Genomic DNA, 18,384 nt, shown 5'->3' with positions numbered 1-18,384 from the left:
TGCTACTTCCCCTCGACTACGTAGGCCACCAGCTGCCGGCCGCCCGTGGCGTCACGGCGGGTCACCACGACCGCGTCCTTCACCCGCGGATGACGCCGCAGGACCGCTCCGATCTCCTCCAGTTCGATCCGGTGACCGCGCACCTTGACCTGGCCGTCGGCGCGGCCCAGGAACTCGAAGGCGCCGTCCGGCAGCATCCGGACCAGGTCACCGGTCCGGTACAGCCGCCCGCCGGGAAACCGTTCGGCGGTCAGCTCGGTACGGCCCAGGTAGCCCAGGGCCACCCCGTGACCGCCGATGCACAGTTCGCCGACGACCCCGGCCGGTTGGGCGCGCAGCTCATCGTCCATCACGAAGGCCGTGGTGTTGGCGATGGGCCGGCCGATCGGGACGGACTCGCCCGGCACGCCGGGAGTGACCGGGGCACAGAGGGACCACACGGTCGTCTCCGTGGGGCCGTACATGTTCCACACGGTGTCGGCCACCTCGCACAGACCGTTGGCCAGGTCCCGGCTCACGGCCTCGCCGCCGCACAGGGCCCGGCGAAGGCGGGGGCCGCCGGTCAGTTCTGGCACCAGGTGCTGCCAGGTGATGGGTGTCGCCTGAACGGTGGTGACTCCCTGGTCACGGATCAGGGCCGCCAGCGCTTCGGGGTCGCGGGCGTCCTGAGAGCTTGCGATCACCACTCGGGCCCCCACCGTCAGTGGCAGGAAGAGCTCCAGGACCGCGATGTCGAACGACGGACTGGTGAGCGCCAGCACGATGTCGTCGCCGGCCAGGCCCGGTTCGACGGCCATCGAGGCGAGGAAGTTGACCACGGCCCGGTGCGGCACGAGCACGCCCTTCGGCAGACCCGTCGAACCGGAGGTGTAGATCAGGTACGCGGGGTCCTCCCCGCTCGTCGTCCGTGCCGTGGCAGGTGCGTACGGCCCGGCCAGCGCCTCCTCGACGACCACCACCGGCAGGTCCGTGTCCGGCAGGTCCGCCGCACCCTGTTCCGTGGTGACCACCAGGGAGGCCCCCGAGTCGGCGAGGACGAACTCCGCGCGCTTGCGGGGGTAGCCGGGATCCACGGGCAGGTAGACGGCGCCGGCCTTCCAGGCGGCGAGCATCGACACCAGCATGTCCACCGAGCGATCCAGGTACAGGGCCACCACGTCGCCCCTGCCCACTCCCTCGTCGGCCATGGCCGACGCCATCCGGACGGCCGCCCGGTCGAGCTCGGCGTACGTCAGATCGCGACCCGCCGCGCTCACGGCAACGGTGTCCGGGTGCTCGGCGACCTGTTGTTCGAACAGTTCGAGCACCCCGTCGGCCACGGTGACCTCGACGGCGGGGGGCGCGCAGAGGGCGGACGTCCGCTCCATCTCCTCGTCTCCGGCCAGTTCCAGCCGGTCCACGGAGGTCTCGGGTGCCCGGAGGGCGTGCCGCAGCAGCTCGCGGAGGTGGCGGAGCAGCAGATCGGCAGTCTCCGGGGCGAAGACGTCGGCCGCGCAGATGGCCGTGAGCCGGGTGGTCTCGCCGTCGGCGCTGTCGACCACGATCAGTTCGAGGTCGACGGCCGAGGTCACCGCGCCGACGTGGACCGGTGCCACGCGCACGCCGGGCAGTACCAGTCCGTCCCCGGAGGAGCCGTGGTTGAAGACCGTCTGGAAGACCGGGGCGTACGTGGGGTTTCGCTCGGGCTGCAGGGCGGCGACGAGCTTGGCGAACGGCAGCTTGCGGTGCTGCAGGCCTTCGGTGACGGTGCCGCGCACCCGGCGCAGCACGTCGGCGAAGGAGATCCCCGGCTCCAGCCGTACCCGGATCGGCAGGGCGTTCATGAACAGGCCGATCATGCCGGCCAGTTCCGGGGCGTCCCGACCCGACACCGGCATGCCCACCACCAGGTCCGTCTGCCCGCTGTGCCGGTAGAGGGCCGCCGCCCACGCGGACAGCAGCACCATCGTGGGGGAGACCCGATGCTGCCGCGCGAAGGCAGCCAGCGCGGCCCTGTCGGCGCTGCTCAGTGTGCCGTCCGCCTGGTGGGCGCGGTAGGACAGGCGGGGCGGGCGGGCCCGGTCGAGGGGCATGCCGAGCACCGGTGGGGCGTCCTGCAGCTCCTTGCGCCAGTAGGCCAGCGACGGATCCCAGTCAGTGGCGGCCTCGTCCTCCACCCAGGCGCTGTAGTCGGTCGGCAGCGCTTCCGGGGCCCAGTCTCGCCCCTCGGCGAGAGCCGCGTACGCCTCGCCCAGCTCCCGGGTCAGGACCCCCACCGACCAGCCGTCGCCGACGATGTGGTGCAGGGTCATGACGATCAGGTGGTGCTCGGGAGTCACCTCGTACAGGGTGGAACGCAGCAGTCCCGGCTCCGCGAGGTCGAAGGGCCGGCACACGTCCTGCGCGGCGTGCTCCAGCGCCTCCTGCGCCGAGGCGACCGGCAGGACGGCCAGCTCCGGGACATATCCGTCGTGCACCACCGCGTGCGGCACCCCGTTCACACCGCGCACCGCGCTGCGCAGGGGAACGTGACGGTCGGTCAGGGCGGCGAGGGCGCCCTTGAGAGCCTTCTCGTCCAGTGGGCCGTGTGTCTCGTAACTGACCACGATGTGGTCCACGTTCGTGCCCGGATTCAGCTGTTCCATCAGCCAGATCCGTTCCTGCCCGAGGGACAACCGGCGCTGTGCGCTCATCGGAAACGTCATCGGGAGGCCTCTCCCGCGTGCAGCGCTTCCCTTACCTGGGTGGCCAGCGCCTCGACTGTGGGCCGCTCGAAGAAGGCGCGTGACGACAGGGCCACGCCGTGGATGTCGCGCAGCCGGGCGACCACGCGCACCAGGTGGAACGAGTTCCCGCCCAGCCGGAAGAAGTGGTCCTTGGCCCCGATGCCCTCACGGCCCAGCACCTCACTCCAGACCGCGATCACGGAACGCTCGAGCTCGTCGCGCGGCGCGACCACCGGGCCGGCCGCGGCCTCGCCCGTCAGCGGCTCGGGGAGCGCCTTGATGTCGACCTTCTTGTTCGGCGTCAGGGGCAGTTCGTCGAGTTCGACGAACAGTGCAGGCACCATGTAATGCGGAAGATGCTGTTCGAGGTAAGCGCGCAGATCTGCTTCCGGCACGGGACCCTCCTTCTTCGTGCGGACGGGTGATCTGGCCCATCGTGGATCCGGGCTCGGAGCCCCCTGCGACCGTGGCCACAAGTTGCCGCCCTCGTTGACCACCCCTGTGGCCTGGCCTTCCATGGGGACCGCCGGTACTGCCCTTCTCGCAGTCCGCCGATGACACCCACCTTTGTGCCTCTTGAGGGAGAGCTGCCTTGGCCATGGCAGAACCACGTTTCCTGCCGCTCCTCGGAGTGCACCGCGGTCGTTCCGCGATGACCTGCCTGTACCGGTGCGGCAACGCCTGCGCCCACCCCGCACCCAACACGTCGGGCAACTCGTACTTCGGCGACCTGGTGGCCGAGGGTGTGAGCCGCCGCGGTGCCCTGCGCGGCGCGGGTGCCCTGGTCCTCGGGGTCACCGCGGGCGGCCTCGCGGCCGGTCCCGCCGCGGCCGCCACCGGGGCCGGCGCGGCAACCCCGGTGGCGGGGGCGGGTACCTCCGGCGCGGGGACCCGCGCTCCGTCGTTCACGCCGGTGGCCCCCACCCGTGAGGACGCGGTCAAGGTTCCGGAAGGCTACGAGCACGCCGTCGTCGTCTCCTGGGGTGACCCCGTCACCCCGGGCAGCCCGCCGCTCGACCCGACCCGGCTCACCGCCACCGCTCAGGCCCGGACCTTCGGCTACAACAACGACTACGTCGCCGTGCTCCCGCTGCCCGGCGACGACGGCGGTGACCGCGCCCTGCTGGTGTGCAACCACGAGTACACCAACCCCGAGCTGATGTTCCCCGGCTTCACCAGTCTGGACGCGCTGTCCGAGGACGAGGTCCGGGCGACCATCGAGGCCTCCGGCATGTCCGTCGTGGAGATCCGGCGGGACTGCGGGACCGGCCGCTGGCGTCTGGTCCGCGAGGGCGCCCGCCGCCACAACCGCCGGGTCACCCGCTTCACCACACGCTTCACCGTCACCGGTGCGGCCGCCGGGCACCCGCTGCTGCGCACCGCCGAGGACCCCCGCGGACGTACCGTGTGGGGAACCCTCGCCAACTGCGCCGGCGGCGTCACTCCGTGGGGCACCGTGTTGTCGGGCGAGGAGAATTTCAACTACTGCTTCAGCAACGGCGCCCAGGCCCCCGAGGAGCTCAAGCCCAGCCTGGCCCGCTACGGCGTGGACGTGAAGTCGCCCATGACCACCCGAGGCTGGTCCCGGGTGGACGAGCGCCTCGATCTCTCCAAGCACCCCAACGAGGTGCACCGCTTCGGCTGGATCGTCGAGATCGACCCGTACGACCCCACGGCCGCGCCGCGCAAGCACACCGCGCTGGGCCGCATCAAGCACGAGGGCGCCACCGTCACCGTCGCCCCCGACGGGCGCGTCGTCGTCTACATGGGCGACGACGACCGGTTCGAGTACCTCTACAAGTTCGTTTCCGACCGCACGTACGACCCCGGGCTCTCGGCCCGCGCCCGCGCGCACAACAGGACGCTCCTGGAGTCGGGTTCCCTGTACGTCGCCGAAGTCTCGGCGAGCAGTCCCAGCGAGATCGACGGCAGCGGGACCCTGCCCTCCGACGGCTCCTTCGACGGTCGGGGCCGTTGGATCCCACTGGTGCACAACGGCCGGTCCATGGTCTCCGGCATGACCCTCGAAGAGGTGCTGATCTACACCCGGGACGCCGCCGACCGCGCCGGGGCGACCAAGATGGACCGCCCCGAGGACGTCGAGACGAGCCCGGTCACCGGCAAGGTGTACGCCTCGATGACCAACAACACGCGCCGCGGAGCCGCCGGGTATGCCGGTGTGGACGAGGCCAACCCCCGAACCGTCAACAAGCACGGCCACATCCTGGAGATCACCGAGGACGGCGGGGACCACAGCGCCGAGACCTTCGGCTGGACCCTGCCGATCGTCTGCGGTGACCCCGCCGACCCCACCACGTACTTCATGGGCGGGGACAAGAACGGGGTCTCGCCGATCTCCTCGCCGGACAACCTCACCTTCGACCGGTCCGGCAACCTCTGGATCGCCACCGACTCGGCCTATGCCCTGGACGCCAACGACGGCCTGTACGCCACCGCGCTGTCGGGCTCCGAGGCCGGGCAGGTGCGCCGGTTCCTCAGCGCCCCGGTGGGCGCCGAGGTGTGCGGCCCGTACATCACGGCCGACGGCCGCACCGTCTTCGCCGCCATTCAGCACCCCGGCGAGGTCGGCGGCTCCAGCTACGAGAAGCCCGCCTCCACGTGGCCGGACGGCGGGGTGCCGCGCCCCTCCGTCATCTGCGCCTGGCGCACCGACGGCCGTCCGGCCGGGCGCTGAGCACAGGGAGGTATCGACATGTCCCGACCCACCGTGGAGATCGACAACCTGGGCAGGGTGTTCCGCGACAAGGGCAAGGAGGTCACCGCGCTGAGTGAGGTCTCCTTCCACATCGACGAGGGCGAAGTGGTCGGTCTGCTCGGCGGCAACGGCGCCGGCAAGACCACCCTCACCCAGATCATCAGCACGCTCCTGCTGCCCACCAGCGGCACCGTCCGGGTCTTCGGCCACGACGTCGTCCGGGACGTGAACGCCGCCCGGCGCAGCACCGTCGCCGTCTTCGGCGGTGACCGGGGCCTCTACCGGCGGCTCACCGGGCGGGAGAACCTCGTGTTCTTCACCATGCTCGGCGGCCACGGCCGTCGCGGACTCGGCGCACGGGTGGACGAGGCGCTGGCCGAGGCGGGCCTGACGGACGCCGCCGACCGGCCCGTGCAGACGTACTCCAAGGGCATGAAGCAGCGCCTGCACCTGGCCATCGGTCTGGTGGCACGGCCCCGGCTGCTGCTGCTCGACGAGCCCACGGTCGGTCTCGACCCGGTCGAGGCCGAGCGGGTCCGCACCGTCGTCGCCGGGCTGCGCGACGAGGGCGTGTCCGTCCTCCTCACCAGCCACTACCTGCTTGACATCGAGCGGCTCGCCGGACGAGTGGTCCTCCTCGACGGCGGCCGGGTCATCGACTCGATGACCGTCCCCGAATTCGCGAAGACCGCCGGATACACCGCCACCGTCACGGTCCGCGGCCGGGGCCCCGCGCCCGTCCGCGACGCGCTCGCCGGCGACGAGGACTGCCTCGTCGTCGACGAGGTCACCACCGACGGGCCCGTCTGGACCGCCCGGCTCAGGGTCCGCGACTGGGGCGCCGAGGCGCTCGGCCGGCTCAGCGGTCTGGTCGACAGCAGCGAGATCCTCGGCATGGACGTGGCACCGCTGCGCCTGGAGGACGCCTACGCCCGGTTCGAACTCGGAGGAACGCGCCATGGCTAGCCGGATCGCGGGCACCGCCTGGGTCCTGTGGACCTGTGCCCGGATGCAGATCCGGGAGATGAGCGGCAACCACCTCGGCCTCGTCATCGGCGTGGTCCAGCCCGTCGTGCTCATCCTGGTCACCGTCGGCTCACGGTCCGATCAGCCGGCCGAGACCGTGACCCGGTGGACGATCGGCGTGCTCCTCACCTCACTGTGGGCCAGCACCGTCTGGGTGGCCGGGGGCATCCTCCGCCTCGAACTCCACTACGGCACGCTCGCTGCCAGCGTCACCAGCGTGCGTCCGGGCTTCTTGGTCCTCCTCGGCAAATGCCTCGGCGCCACCCTGCGGGGAGTCGCCGTCATCGCCGCGTCCGTGACCGTGACCGTCCTCCTCACGGGTGTGCGGATCACTCTCGCCCATCCGGGGTGGCTGCTTCTCGGCAGTGCCGTCACCGTCGTCTCCGGGGCAGCGCTCGGCATGCTGCTGGCCTGCGTGCTGCTGCTCACCCAGTACGGGTTCCAGGTGTCCGCGGCCCTCATGTACCCGGTGTTCCTGCTGGGCGGTCTCCTCGTCCCCTCCGACCTGCTCCCTGCCTCCGTCAGCTGGATCTCCACGCTGATCAGCCTGCGCTGGGCGCAGGAATTCCTGGCCGACACGGCCGCCGGGCACGTTGACCTCGGTGCGCTCGGCATGCTCACCGCGCTGACCGCCGGCTACTTCGCCCTGGCCATCGCCTCGTTCGTCCGGGTCGTGGACCGCGCACGCAAGGAGGGGACCCTTGAACTGGTCTGAGACGCTGTGGCGGTTCTCCGTGGTGGCACGCTTCGGCTGGTGGGAGTTCCGGGTGGAGAACCCGCCCGTCATCGTGTTGACGGCCCTGCTCCCGCGCGCCGTGCTGCAGTGCTTGTTCTTCACCGTGCTGGGCATGGTCATGGGCCTCGTCGATCCGGCCTTCGCGTTCACCGGCTCCCTCGCCGTCATCCTGACCCTGTCGGGAGCGGTGGCGGTGATGGACGTCCCCATGCTCGACAAATGGTCCGGCACCTTCTACCGGATCCGCAGCGGACGGCTCCCGGTCTTCCACGTCTTCCTCGTGCGCTCCCTGCCCTACACCGGGCTCGGACTCCTCTACTGCGTCGCCGCCATGGTCGTCGTGGCACCCCTGACCGGGCTCACCGGCACCCTGCCCGCGCTAGTGCCCTGGCTGCCGGTCTACCTCCTGATGGCGTGGACGACCAGCGCGGCCGGGCTGGCCGGCGCCGCCCTGGCCGTCGGACGGCGCGCCGACGGCCTCGCGGGCAACCTGCTCGCCTACCTCGTGCTCCTCGCCAGCGGGGTGCTGCTCCCGTCCGGCCGCCTGTCCTGGGTCGACGCGCTCGGCACCGTCCTGCCCGTGCGCAACGGGCTGCTCGCCATCCGGAGCGGCATGGCCGGGGAACCCTGGGCCGGTCACCTGCTCGCCGAGGTGGCGGTCGGCGTCGGCTGGCTGCTACTGGCCTGGCTGGTCGTCGTCCTGCAGGTGCGCCGGGCCCGGGCCGGCGGCGGTGACGACTTCGCCTGACAGTCAGACCGCCCCGGTGTGCCCGGGCCGCCCGACCCGGTCGCGCCCGGTCCGCCCCACCCGTCCCCTCGCCCCGGCTTGCCCACCCCGAGACTTCCTACGGAGGAAGCGTGGAGAACACCTCGCGGCTTGAGGCTGTGCTCGCCGCCCACCCGAGCGTCGACCATGCCGCTGTGGTCACCGTGCCGGCCCGTTCCGGCGGTGCGCCGGAAACCGTCGCCGCGCTCGTGGCCGCCGGCCCGACCGTGCCGCTCGCCGAGCTGCGCGACCATCTGGCCGACCACCTGCCCGCGGCGGAGCACCCCCACGGGTTCCGCTGGCTGCCCGAACTGCCGCGGACACCGGACGGAGTCGACCGACAGGAGCTCGTCCGCTCGCTCGCCGCGTGGTGGCAGCGCGCCCCGGGCACCCCGTCGGCCCTGTCCGCGGACACCCCGCTCGCCGGGGTGTGGTGGGGCGAACTCGGCCGTGACGCCGACCGGTCGGACAGCGGGCACGGCTTCCTGAACCTCGGCGGGCACTCGCTGCTCGCCGTACGCCTGATTGCCAGGATCGCCGAGGACCTGGGCGTCGACGTCCCGCTCCGGATGCTGCTGTCCGAGAACGTCTCCCTCGATCAGCTGGAGACGTACGTGGCCGATGCGCCCCGCACCGCCCGCCCTGGGGAACCGGAACCTGCGCTGGATCCGGACCTCGCGGCCGGCCCGGACGGGAATCGCGCCCCCGGCACCGGCCCCCTGACCCCGGCGCAGCGGCGGCTGCACCTGCTCAGCCACGTGATGCCGAACCCCGCCGCCTACAACGTGGTCGGATCCCTGCGCCTGGCCGGGCGGCCCGACCGTGCCCGGTTGGACGCTGCCCTCGCCACGGTGGTCCGGCGTCACGACCTGCTGCGTGCCGAGGTCGGCGGCCCGGCCGACGGCGAGGCCCATCTGGTGTACGACCGGCCCGTCACCCCCGTGTGGCAGACCGCGACCGGCCCCGAGGCCGATGCGGACGCGTTCGTACGGAGCATCGCGCGTCAGACCATTCTCCTGGACCGGGCGCCGCTGTTCCGGGCCGGGCTGCTGGAGTGCACCGACAGTGACGCCGTCTATCTGGTGCTCTCCGTCCACCACATGGTCTGTGACCAGCACAGCCTCGACCTGATGTTCGCCGGTCTGGCAGCCGCCTATACCGGTACCGCCCCACCGGGCCAGGCCCCCCGCTTCGCCGACCACGCGCGCCGCGCCGTCACCGACCCCGACGCCGGCCGCGGCTGGCCGGAGGACCTGGAGTTCTGGCGGCGCCGCCTGGACGGGGTGCCCGCGCAGAGCGGGCTGCCCTTCGCCCCCCGGCCCTCCGCCGTCCCCGACTCCACCGGTTCCGGCACCAGCCTCCACTTCGACGCCCGGGCCTCCGAGCGGATCGACGCCCTGCTGCGCACGCACCGCGCCACCCCGGCCACCCTCCTGCTGGCCTGTGTGGGGCTGGTCCTGTCGGTCTGGACCTCCCGCGAGAGCGTCGTCCTCGGCATGCCGGCCTCGGTGCGCCGCGGCCACCGGGACGAGGACCTGTTCGGGTTCCTGCTCACCACGCTGCCCGTCCGGCTCGACGTGGGCGCCCAGACGGACGCCGGCGCTCTGCTGCGGCACGCGGCGGAGCGTCACCTGGAGGCCTACGAACACGGGGCGCCGCCCTTCGACGTCCTGGTGGATGCCCTGGGCCTGACCGGCGACCCCACGCGAAACCCCCTCTTCCACGTCTGGGTCAACGACGTCACCCGCACGCCGCCGCCCCCGCGCTTCGGGGCTCTGGAGGCCACGCACCATCAGCCGCCCGGCCATGCGGCCCTGTTCGACCTGAACTTCTACCTGCGCCAGCAGGACGGCTACCGCCTGGAGCTCGTCCACGCCACCGACCGGGTGGCAGGGGACGTCGCCCGTGAGGTCCTCGACCAGGTCGGACACGTGCTGACACGTCTGCTACAGGAGCCGGACACGGCTCCCGGACTGCTCGCGCCCCGCCCGGAGCCGGTCCCCGCGCTCCCCGCGCACCCGGACGCACGGCCGCTGGTGGACAGTGTCCGGGCCAGGGCGGCCGACACACCCGACGCCGTGGCCGTGGAGCAGGACGGCGCGCCGATCATGACCTACCGGGAACTCGTCGACCGGGTCGACGCCCTCACGGCCCGGCTGGTGTCGGCCGGAGCCGCCGACGGCGCCGTGGTGGACGTGGCCTCGCGCCGCACGCCCGGGCTGCCCGTCGCCCTGCTGGCGACCTGGGCGGCAGGCGCCGTACCCGCCCTGTCGGACGCCGCTCTGCCCGCCGCCCGGCTGAGCGAACAGAGGGACCTGGTCCGGCCCTGCCTGCTCCTGGACAGTGCCACGGCCGAGGCGGCCCCCCGTACCGTGGCCGGCCCGATGCCGGGGCGGCGGCTGCCCGACGCGAGCCACATCCTGTTCACCTCGGGTACCAGTGGGCGTCCGGCTGCCGTGGTGGCCGGCCGCAGAGTTCTCGAAGCCTCCCTCGACCGGTACGCGGAGGAGTTCGCGCCGGGAACCGACGACCGGGTCGCGCTGCTGGCCGGGCCGGGCCACGACCCCCTGCTGCGCGACCTGTTCGTACCGCTGCGCGCGGGCGGCACGCTCGTGGTGCCGCCCGATGACGTGTTCCGGTCGCCCGACCGGCTCGTCCGCTTCCTGGGCGAGAGCCGGATCACGATCCTGCACGCCACCCCGGCACTCCTCGAACTCGTCACCGCGTTCGGCGGCCCGGCGGCCCGGCTCGACGAGCTGCGGCTGGTGGTCTGTGGCGGCGCCCCCCTGACGGCGGGGCTCGTACGCCGTCTCCGCCGCCTCACCGGCGCCCGGATCGTCAACGCCTACGGCGCCACGGAGACGCCGCAGATCGCTTCCATCGCCACCGTCGCCGAGCCCGGCCAGGACCCCGATCCGGCCCTGCCCGACACCGCCGCGCTCCCCGTGGGCGACGGATTCGGCGGCAACCGGCTCATCGTCCTCGACGAGGCGGGGCGCCCGGTGGAACCGGGGCGCCGGGGCAGCGTCGTGGTCGAGGGGCCGAGGGTGGCCCTGGGGTACGTGGACGACGGCGAGCGCGGCGACGCGTTCACGGCCGGGGCGGGAGCCGGCGTCCGCCGGTTCCGAACCGGTGACCTGGGCCGACGCGATCCGGCGGGCAGGGTGCACATCGAAGGCCGCGCGGACCGGCAGTTCCTCGTCGACGGCTTCCGGGTGGCCCCGGAAGAGATCGAGGCCGCCGCCCTGAGCCACGACTCCGTCGCCCGCGCGTTGGCCACCTTCGAGGCCAACGCCGTCGGCGGTGCGCTGACCCTCCACGTGGTGCCGGACGGCGCCGCCCTCCCCGACCCCGGCCGGCTGCGCGCCTACCTGCGCCGTCTGCTGCCCGCCCACGCCGTCCCGGCCGTCGTACGCGTGGTGGACCGGCTCGGCATGGACCACAACCACAAGGTCTCCGCCGTCGGCAGCACCGTCCTGCACGTCACCACCGCCGCCACCGTGCTCGCCGCCACCGGGCCCGGTGGCGGCGAGCACGGTGGCGGCGGGCGCCTCGCGGCGCTCGCCCGGGAGGTGCTCGGCCGGGACCTGGGCCCCGACGAGAACTTCTTCGACGCCGGGCTGACCTCGATCGGGCTCGTACGGCTGCACGGGCTGCTGCGGGAGCGGCTGGGACTCGATGTGCCGGTGACCGAGCTGTTCGCCCATCCCACTCTGGGCCGCCTCGCCGCAGTGCTCGACGCTCCCGCCGACGGCCGCTCCGGGGGCGCGGACCGCGGTACGGCCCGTACCGCGGTCCGCGTTCCGGGCCCTGCCCACTCCGCGACGTCCCTGTCCGGGGCCGGGTCCGCGGCCCGGCGCCGACTCGACATCCGACGACACCTTTACCAGGACACTGGGGAAAACTCATGAACGAACTGCCCGAGCCCATAGCCATCATCGGCCTCGCCGGCCGGTTCCCCGGAGCACGGAGCGCCGACGAGTTCTGGCGCAACCTCATGGCGGGGACCGACTCCGTCGAATCGCTCGACGACGACACGCTGCGCGCCAACGGTGTGACCGAGGCCGCGCTGACCGATCCCGGCTACGTCAAGGTGGTCGCCCAGGCCGCCGATCTCGACCGTTTCGACGCCGGGTTCTTCGGCTTCACCCCGCGGGACGCCGAGATCTCCGACCCGCAGATCAGGCTGTTCCTGGAGACGGCGCACGCGGCCCTGGAGAACGCCGGACACGTTCCCGGCTCGCTGCCCGACGTGGGCGTCTTCGGCTCGGTCGGAACCAACACCTATCAGGGGCGGCTGGCGGACACGGACGGCGGGCGGGCGCGCAGCACCACGGGCATGTCCCGCGGTGCCCTCAACAACGCCGACTCCGCCGCCACCCTCGTCTCGTACAAGCTCGGCCTGCACGGTCCGAGCATGACCGTGCAGACGGCCTGCTCCAGTTCCCTCGTCGCCGTGCACCTCGCCGCCCAGTCCCTCCGCGCGGGTGAGTGCGAACTCGCGCTGGCCGGCGGCGCGGACGTGGAACTCCCCCTCGGTCACGGCCACTACTGGGCCGAGGGCGGACCGCTCACCAAGGACGGACGCTGCCGTCCGTTCGACGCCGACGCCTCCGGGACCGTCTTCGGCAGCGGTGCCGGAGTGGTGGTCCTGCGCCGGCTCTCCGACGCGCTGGCCGACGGCGACCACGTCCTGGCGGTGCTGCGTTCCACTGCCGTCAACAACGACGGCGCCGACAAGGTCGGCTACACCGCGCCCAGCGTGACGGGACAGGTCGCCGTCGTGGCCGAGGCGATCAGCATGGCCGGTATCGCCGCGGGCGACATCTCCCTGGTCGAGAGCCACGGCACCGGCACCGTACTCGGGGACCCGATCGAAGTCGCCGCCCTCAACAAGGCGTTCCGGATGTTCTCCGACGATCTGGAGCCGGGCGGCTGCGCCCTGACCTCCGTCAAGGGGAACGTGGGACACCTCGGTCACGCCGCCGGTGTCACCTCCCTGATCAAGGTGGTGCTCTCGCTGGTCAACGAGCGCATTCCGGGCAACGTCAACCTCGACCGGCCCAATCCCAAGCTGGAGCTGGACGGTTCCCCCTTCCGGCTTCCCGTCGAGGCCCAGGACTGGCCGAGCACGCCCGGGAAGCCGCGCTTCGCCGGCGTCGGCTCGCTCGGCATCGGCGGTACCAACGTCCACGCCGTACTGGAGGAGGCGCCGCCGCGCCCGCTGCCGAGGCACGACGACAGTCCCCGCCTGGTGGTGTGGTCGGCCCGCAGCCCGCAGGCGGCCGACACCTACCGGGAACGCCTGGCGGATCACTTCGCAGCCGTCGGCGAGGGCTCGTTCGCAGCCGGCGTCGACACCCTCCAGCGCGGCCGGACGGCCCACCCGGTCCGCGGTGCCACGGTGGCCGCCAGCGCCGCAGAGGCGGTGGCCGTCCTCACCGACCCCCGGTCCGCCGCGGTCCTTGGCACCTCCCGCGACCGGCCGGGCGGGATCGCCTTCCTCTTCCCCGGTCAGGGCAGTCAGCATGCGGGCATGGCCCACGACCTCTACGACCACGAGCCGGCCTTCGCCGCCCCGTTCGACGAGGTGCTGAACTGCTTCCAGGCCGAGGGCCTGCCCCTACGGCAGTGGTGGCTCGAGGCGGCCCGGGACGGCGACCTGCAGAGCACCCTCAAGGCCCAGCCGCTGCTGTTCGCCGTCGAGTACGCCCTCGCCCAGATGTGGATGTCCTGGGGCGTGCGCCCCACGGCGCTGCTCGGCCACAGCATCGGCGAGGTGACCGCGGCGGCCGTCGCCCAGGTGCTGACCCTGCCCGACGCCGTCCGCGCGGTGGCCGTCCGGGCCCGCGCCATGGAGGCGCAGCCCGAGGGCGCCATGCTCGCCGTGGCCGCCTCCACCGACCAGGTGCGGCCGCTGATGACCGACGGCGTCACGATCGCCGTCGTCAACGGCCCCGAACAGGTCGTGGTGGCCGGCGGCACGGAGGACCTGCACGCCTTCGCGGCGGCCGCGCGCGAGGCCGGCCTGGTCTCCCGCCGGATCAACACCTCACACGCCTTCCACAGCCCCGGCATGGCCGGGGCCGCCGACGCGTACCACCGCGCCGTGGCACAGATCGAGCTGCGACCGCCGGTGATCCCGGTCTATTCCGCCGCCACCGGCGTCCTGATGACGGACGCCCAGGCCACCGATCCCGCCTTCTGGTCCGGCCAGCTCACCGCTCCCGTCCACTTCGGTGCCGCTCTCGACACCCTGCTCGCCGAACAGGACCGGCTGCTGCTCGAAGTGGGACCCGGCCGCACGCTCACCGCCCTCGCCAGGCGCCACCCCGCGGTGCAGGACGGCGGCCACGTCCTCGCCGCCACCCTGCCGCAGCGGCGCGTGCAGTCCCCGGGCGACCGCCGGTCGGTCCTGAACGCATTGGCCACCGTGTGGACCGACGGAAACGACCTCGCCTGGGACGTGGTGAGCGGCGGAGCACCGTGGCTGCGCACCGAGGTGCCCGGTTACCCGTACCAGCGCGAGCGTTACTGGGCGGAGCCGGACGCCGTCCGGCCGAGCGCCGGCGTGACGGCCGGCGTGACGGCCGCTCTCCCGGCCGGGCCGGCCGAGCCGCAGGTCGTCAGCCCCTTCTCGATCGGGCGGTGGACCGAGGAGCCGCCGACGGCCGCCCGGCCGGAACCGGCGCGGGGGCCCCGCGGGGGCGCCCACGCCGTCGCCCTGCTGCCCGCCGACCGCACCGCCTCGGTCAACCTGCTCGCCCGTCTGAGCCGGGCGGGACTGCGCGTCGTCCCGGTCTGGGCCGGGGAGGGCTTCGGCGAGGTGCCCGGCGGGTTCACCGTCCGCCCGGCACACGCCGAGGACCTGCGGTCCCTGTTCGGCACGCTGGCCGATCGGCAGACCGTGCCGGAACTGGTCGTGCACGGCTGGACGCTGGGCGCCGCCACCTCGGCCGCCCCCTCGGCCGTCGACGTGGAGCAGGCCCTCGAACTCGGTTTCCACACCGTCACCGAGCTCGTCCGGCAGGCCGTCCGGGCACTGGGCGGCTCCGTCCAGCCCGCGCTCATGGTCGTCACCGAGCGGTCCGTGGACGTCGCCGGCGACGAGCTCGTCGAGGCCGCGCACGCCATGCTGACGGGCCTGGTGCGCACCCTGGCCAAGGAGCACCCGCGGGTGGCCGCGCGCCTGATCGACCTCGGCACCGGGGCGGGAGAGGACGAGACCGTCCAGGAGCTGCGACGCTGGCGCGACAGCGGACTGGTCGCCCTGCGGGGGGACCGCCGCTGGCTTCCGGTGGAGACCGGCTACAGCCCCGAGCCCGTTGAGGCGAATCCGCTTCGCCGGGGCGGTGTCTACCTGATCACCGGTGGGCTCGGCGGCCTCGGTCTGTCCGTCGCGAAGGGGCTGGCGCGCAGCGGGCTGTGCCCGCGCCTGGTGCTGATCGGCCGGGGCGGTGTGCTCGCCCAGGCCGACCGGGAGGAACTGGAGCAGTTCGGCGCCGTGGTCCGCTCACGGTCCTGTGACGTGACGGACACCGCCGCGCTGACGGCGGTAGTGGACGAGGTGGCCGCGGAACACGGCCCGGTGCACGGCGTGTTCCACCTGGCCGGGATCGCCGGTGACGCCATGGTCCAGTTCTCCGACCGGGCCCGCGCACAGCGCACGCTGGCCCCCAAGGTGGCCGGCACCCTCGCGCTGTGCGAGGTTTTCGAGGGTCGTCGCACTCTCGACTTCTTCGTCGGCTTCTCCAGCCGCGCCGCGCTCGACGGACTCGTGGGCAGCGCCGACTACGCGGCGGGCAACGCCTTCCTCGACGCCTGGATCCGCTCCGCCCGGATCAACGCCGACCGGCTGCTGAGCATCAACTGGCCGTCGTGGACCGACGTGGGCATGGCCGTCGAGGGCCTGGCCGACGACGAGCGGCGCCTGCTCGCGGAGAAGGGGCACGTCCACTGGTCGGTCGACGTCAGCGCCGAGGCCTTCCCCGTCTTGGACGAGCACCGGATGGACGGCACCCCCGTCATGCCGGGCACGGCGTACCTGGACCTGGCCATCGGGGCCTACCGCTCCGAGGTGCTGGGCGTCGCCGAGGGTTCCGTACGCGTCTCGGACGCCGTCTTCCGCCGTCCGCTCGCCGTCCCGGCCGCCCGCCGCCTGGAGATCGCATTCGTGTCGGACCCGGCGGGCGGGCACGCGTTCACCATCACGTCGACGCCGGTGGGAGGGGCGGGCGCGGTGTTGACGCACGTGACCGGGCGGATCGGCCCGTCCGCCACCGAACGACGCCGTGTGGACCTGGAGGCGCTGCTGGCCTCCGTACCGGACAGCAGTCCGTCCGCGTTGAAGTCCGGCCGGCTGGCCTTCGCTCTGGGGCCCCGCTGGCACACCGTCGAGGAGGTCCGCACCACCTCCGCCGACCGGGAGCTGCGCGTGGTCGCGCTGGCCCTGCCGGAGGAGTTCGCGGACGAGGCGGGGCAGCACGCCGTGCACCCGACGCTGCTGGACGCCGCTACCGCCTATGCCCGCGACATCGAGCGCGAGGACCCGCACCTGCCGTTCCTCTACCGCGAGCTGATCGTCCACGAGGCGCTGCCGTCGAAGCTGTTCAGCAAGGTGCGCCGCAAGAACGCGGCGCGGGACACGATCGCGGCGGACATCGAACTGATCGCGCCGGACGGCCGCGTCGTGGCCGAGATCACCGGGTTCATGATGCGCAGGATCACCGGAGACGTACTGGGCGGATCCGACACGCAGGAAGCGGCTGCACCGGCCGGTCCGCGTCCGGAGGGCATCCCCCCGCGGACGGGTCTCGATCTGCTCTTCGAACTGCTGGGCGGGCACACCCCGCGGCAGGTGGCCGTGCGGCCGTTCCGGGAGGAGGAGCCCCTGCCCCTCGGGGACGCGGCCGTGTCGCCCGTGGTCGAGCGGGTCGCGGTGGCGACGGCGAGCGGAAGTGAAGCTCCCGTGCCTGCCTCGGATCCCGGTCCCGCAGCGGCCCCGTCCGCGACCGCGGCTCCGTCCGCGACCGCTGCCGGCGCAGCGAGCGTCGACGACCAGGTGGCCGCCCTGTGGTCGGCCATGCTCGGCATCCGGAACATCGCTCCGGACGACGACTTCTTCGAGCTCGGCGGAAACTCGCTCACGGCCGTGGAACTGATGTCGCACCTGCGGGCGGAATTCGGTATCGACCTGAGCATCGCGGCGATGTTCGACTTCCCGACGCCGCGCACGCTGGCGGAGGAACTGCGTCGGCTCGGGGCGCGCTGACGCGAGCCGACTTGTCATTCCGTGCTGTGGAGAAGAGGTAGTCAGAACAGTGGTAACCGTGTACACGACCTTCCCGTCGGCGGCTGGTCGCACCCCGTGGGAATTCAAAGAACGCCTGATCCAGGAGGCCAAATGGGCCGAGGCAGCGGGCATCCGCGGCATGCTCGTCTACAGCGACAACACCCTTCTCGACCCTTGGGCCGCCGCGCAGCTCCTCATTGAGAACACCGTGCGGTTCGTCCCGCTCGTGGCCGTCAACCCCGTGTACATGCACCCGTTCAGCGTGGCCCGGATGATCAGCAGCATCGGCTTCCTCCAGGAGCGCCAGGTCGACCTGAACTACGTCATCGGCGGGTTCTCGCGCCACCTGCGGGAGCTCGGTTGCGGACTCGACCACGACCGGCGCTACGACCGGCTCACGGAATACGTGGAGATCGTCCAGCAGCTCCTGGATGGCGACCGCCCGGTCTCCTACGACGGCGAGTTCTACCAACTGGATCACGCGACCGTCACTCCGCCGCTCGAACCCGCTCTGAAGCCCGGCGTGTTCGTCTCCGGCACCTCTGAAGCCTGTCGCACGGCTCAGCAGCGGCTCGGTGCCACCCGGTTGAGCTACCCCCGTGAGATCGGCGAATACGGAGAGGGGAAGCCGCTCGCCGACGGCGGTTTCCGCCTGGGCATCATCGCCCGCGACACCGCCGAGGAGGCCTGGGCCGTCGCCCACGCGCGCTTCCCCTCCGACCCGCTGGGTGAGGAGGTGCACGAAATCGCCGCCGAGACCGTCGAATCGCAGTGGCACCTCAGCCTTTCCCGAGACGCGTTCCAGTCACACGCACCCAAGGACACCTACTGGCTCTATCCGTTCCGCGCCTACAAGACCTTCTGCCCCTACCTTGTCGGCACTTACGAGCAGGTCGGCAAGCTGCTTGCGCGCTACCTGGCGCTCGGAGTCTCGACCCTCATCCTGGACGTGGTCACCGAAGAGGCGGACCTGCACCACTCGATGCGCGCGCTGCGCCACGCTCAAGGGGAAACCGCGTGATCCCGCTGGTCACTCCTGCTGGGCAGGTGAGAAACGGTCCGTGAACTTGGCCGTTTGGTCTTCGTGGACGACCGGGCGGCCGTGCAGGGCCACCCGGCGTTCCGGCCGCGCGGCCCCGGAGG

At 72.6% G+C, this 18,384-nt stretch carries 9 protein-coding genes; 7 read left to right on the top strand and 2 right to left on the bottom strand.

Going from position 1 to position 18,384, the window contains the following annotated elements:
- Positions 1–2: 2 nt before the first annotated feature.
- The gene (locus OG730_RS20970) at positions 3–2,672 is read right to left on the bottom strand and encodes a non-ribosomal peptide synthetase (RefSeq protein WP_327305684.1); all 2,670 of its coding nucleotides are present in this window, start codon (positions 2,670–2,672) and stop codon (positions 3–5) included.
- An 8-nt stretch (positions 2,673–2,680) separates the two neighbouring features.
- Positions 2,681–3,100, bottom strand: coding sequence for a phosphopantetheine-binding protein (locus OG730_RS20965; RefSeq protein WP_327305683.1), 420 nt, complete (start codon positions 3,098–3,100; stop codon positions 2,681–2,683).
- A 203-nt stretch (positions 3,101–3,303) separates the two neighbouring features.
- On the opposite strand from OG730_RS20965, the gene OG730_RS20960 reads away from it, so the two are divergent.
- The 7 genes from OG730_RS20960 (at position 3,304) to OG730_RS20930 (ending at position 18,262) form a co-directional block, all read left to right on the top strand.
- On the top strand, positions 3,304–5,400 hold the full coding sequence (locus OG730_RS20960; protein WP_327305682.1) for a PhoX family protein: 2,097 nt from the start codon (positions 3,304–3,306) through the stop codon (positions 5,398–5,400).
- 18 nt (positions 5,401–5,418) lie between these two features.
- A complete protein-coding gene (locus tag OG730_RS20955; protein WP_327305681.1) occupies positions 5,419–6,387 on the top strand; it encodes an ABC transporter ATP-binding protein in 969 nt (322 codons plus the stop codon).
- Positions 6,380–7,162: an ABC transporter permease gene (locus OG730_RS20950; protein WP_327305680.1), complete on the top strand. Its 783-nt coding sequence runs from the start codon at positions 6,380–6,382 to the stop codon at positions 7,160–7,162. Before OG730_RS20955 ends, OG730_RS20950 begins: the two co-directional genes overlap by 8 nt.
- The gene (locus OG730_RS20945; RefSeq protein WP_327305679.1) at positions 7,149–7,931 is read left to right on the top strand and encodes an ABC transporter permease; all 783 of its coding nucleotides are present in this window, start codon (positions 7,149–7,151) and stop codon (positions 7,929–7,931) included. Before OG730_RS20950 ends, OG730_RS20945 begins: the two co-directional genes overlap by 14 nt.
- 110 nt (positions 7,932–8,041) lie before the next feature.
- Positions 8,042–11,860: an AMP-binding protein gene (locus OG730_RS20940; RefSeq protein WP_327305678.1), complete on the top strand. Its 3,819-nt coding sequence runs from the start codon at positions 8,042–8,044 to the stop codon at positions 11,858–11,860.
- Positions 11,857–17,220 (top strand): type I polyketide synthase, encoded by a 5,364-nt coding sequence (locus tag OG730_RS20935; protein WP_327305677.1) that lies wholly within the window; start codon positions 11,857–11,859, stop codon positions 17,218–17,220. The genes OG730_RS20940 and OG730_RS20935 overlap by 4 nt, the downstream gene beginning before the upstream one ends.
- A 58-nt stretch (positions 17,221–17,278) precedes the next feature.
- A complete protein-coding gene (locus OG730_RS20930) occupies positions 17,279–18,262 on the top strand; it encodes an LLM class flavin-dependent oxidoreductase (RefSeq protein WP_327305676.1) in 984 nt (327 codons plus the stop codon).
- Positions 18,263–18,384: the final 122 nt, after the last annotated feature.

The organism is Streptomyces sp. NBC_01298 (assembly GCF_035978755.1).
Taxonomy (GTDB): domain Bacteria; phylum Actinomycetota; class Actinomycetes; order Streptomycetales; family Streptomycetaceae; genus Streptomyces.
This window is presented reverse-complemented; position numbering and strand designations above follow the sequence as displayed.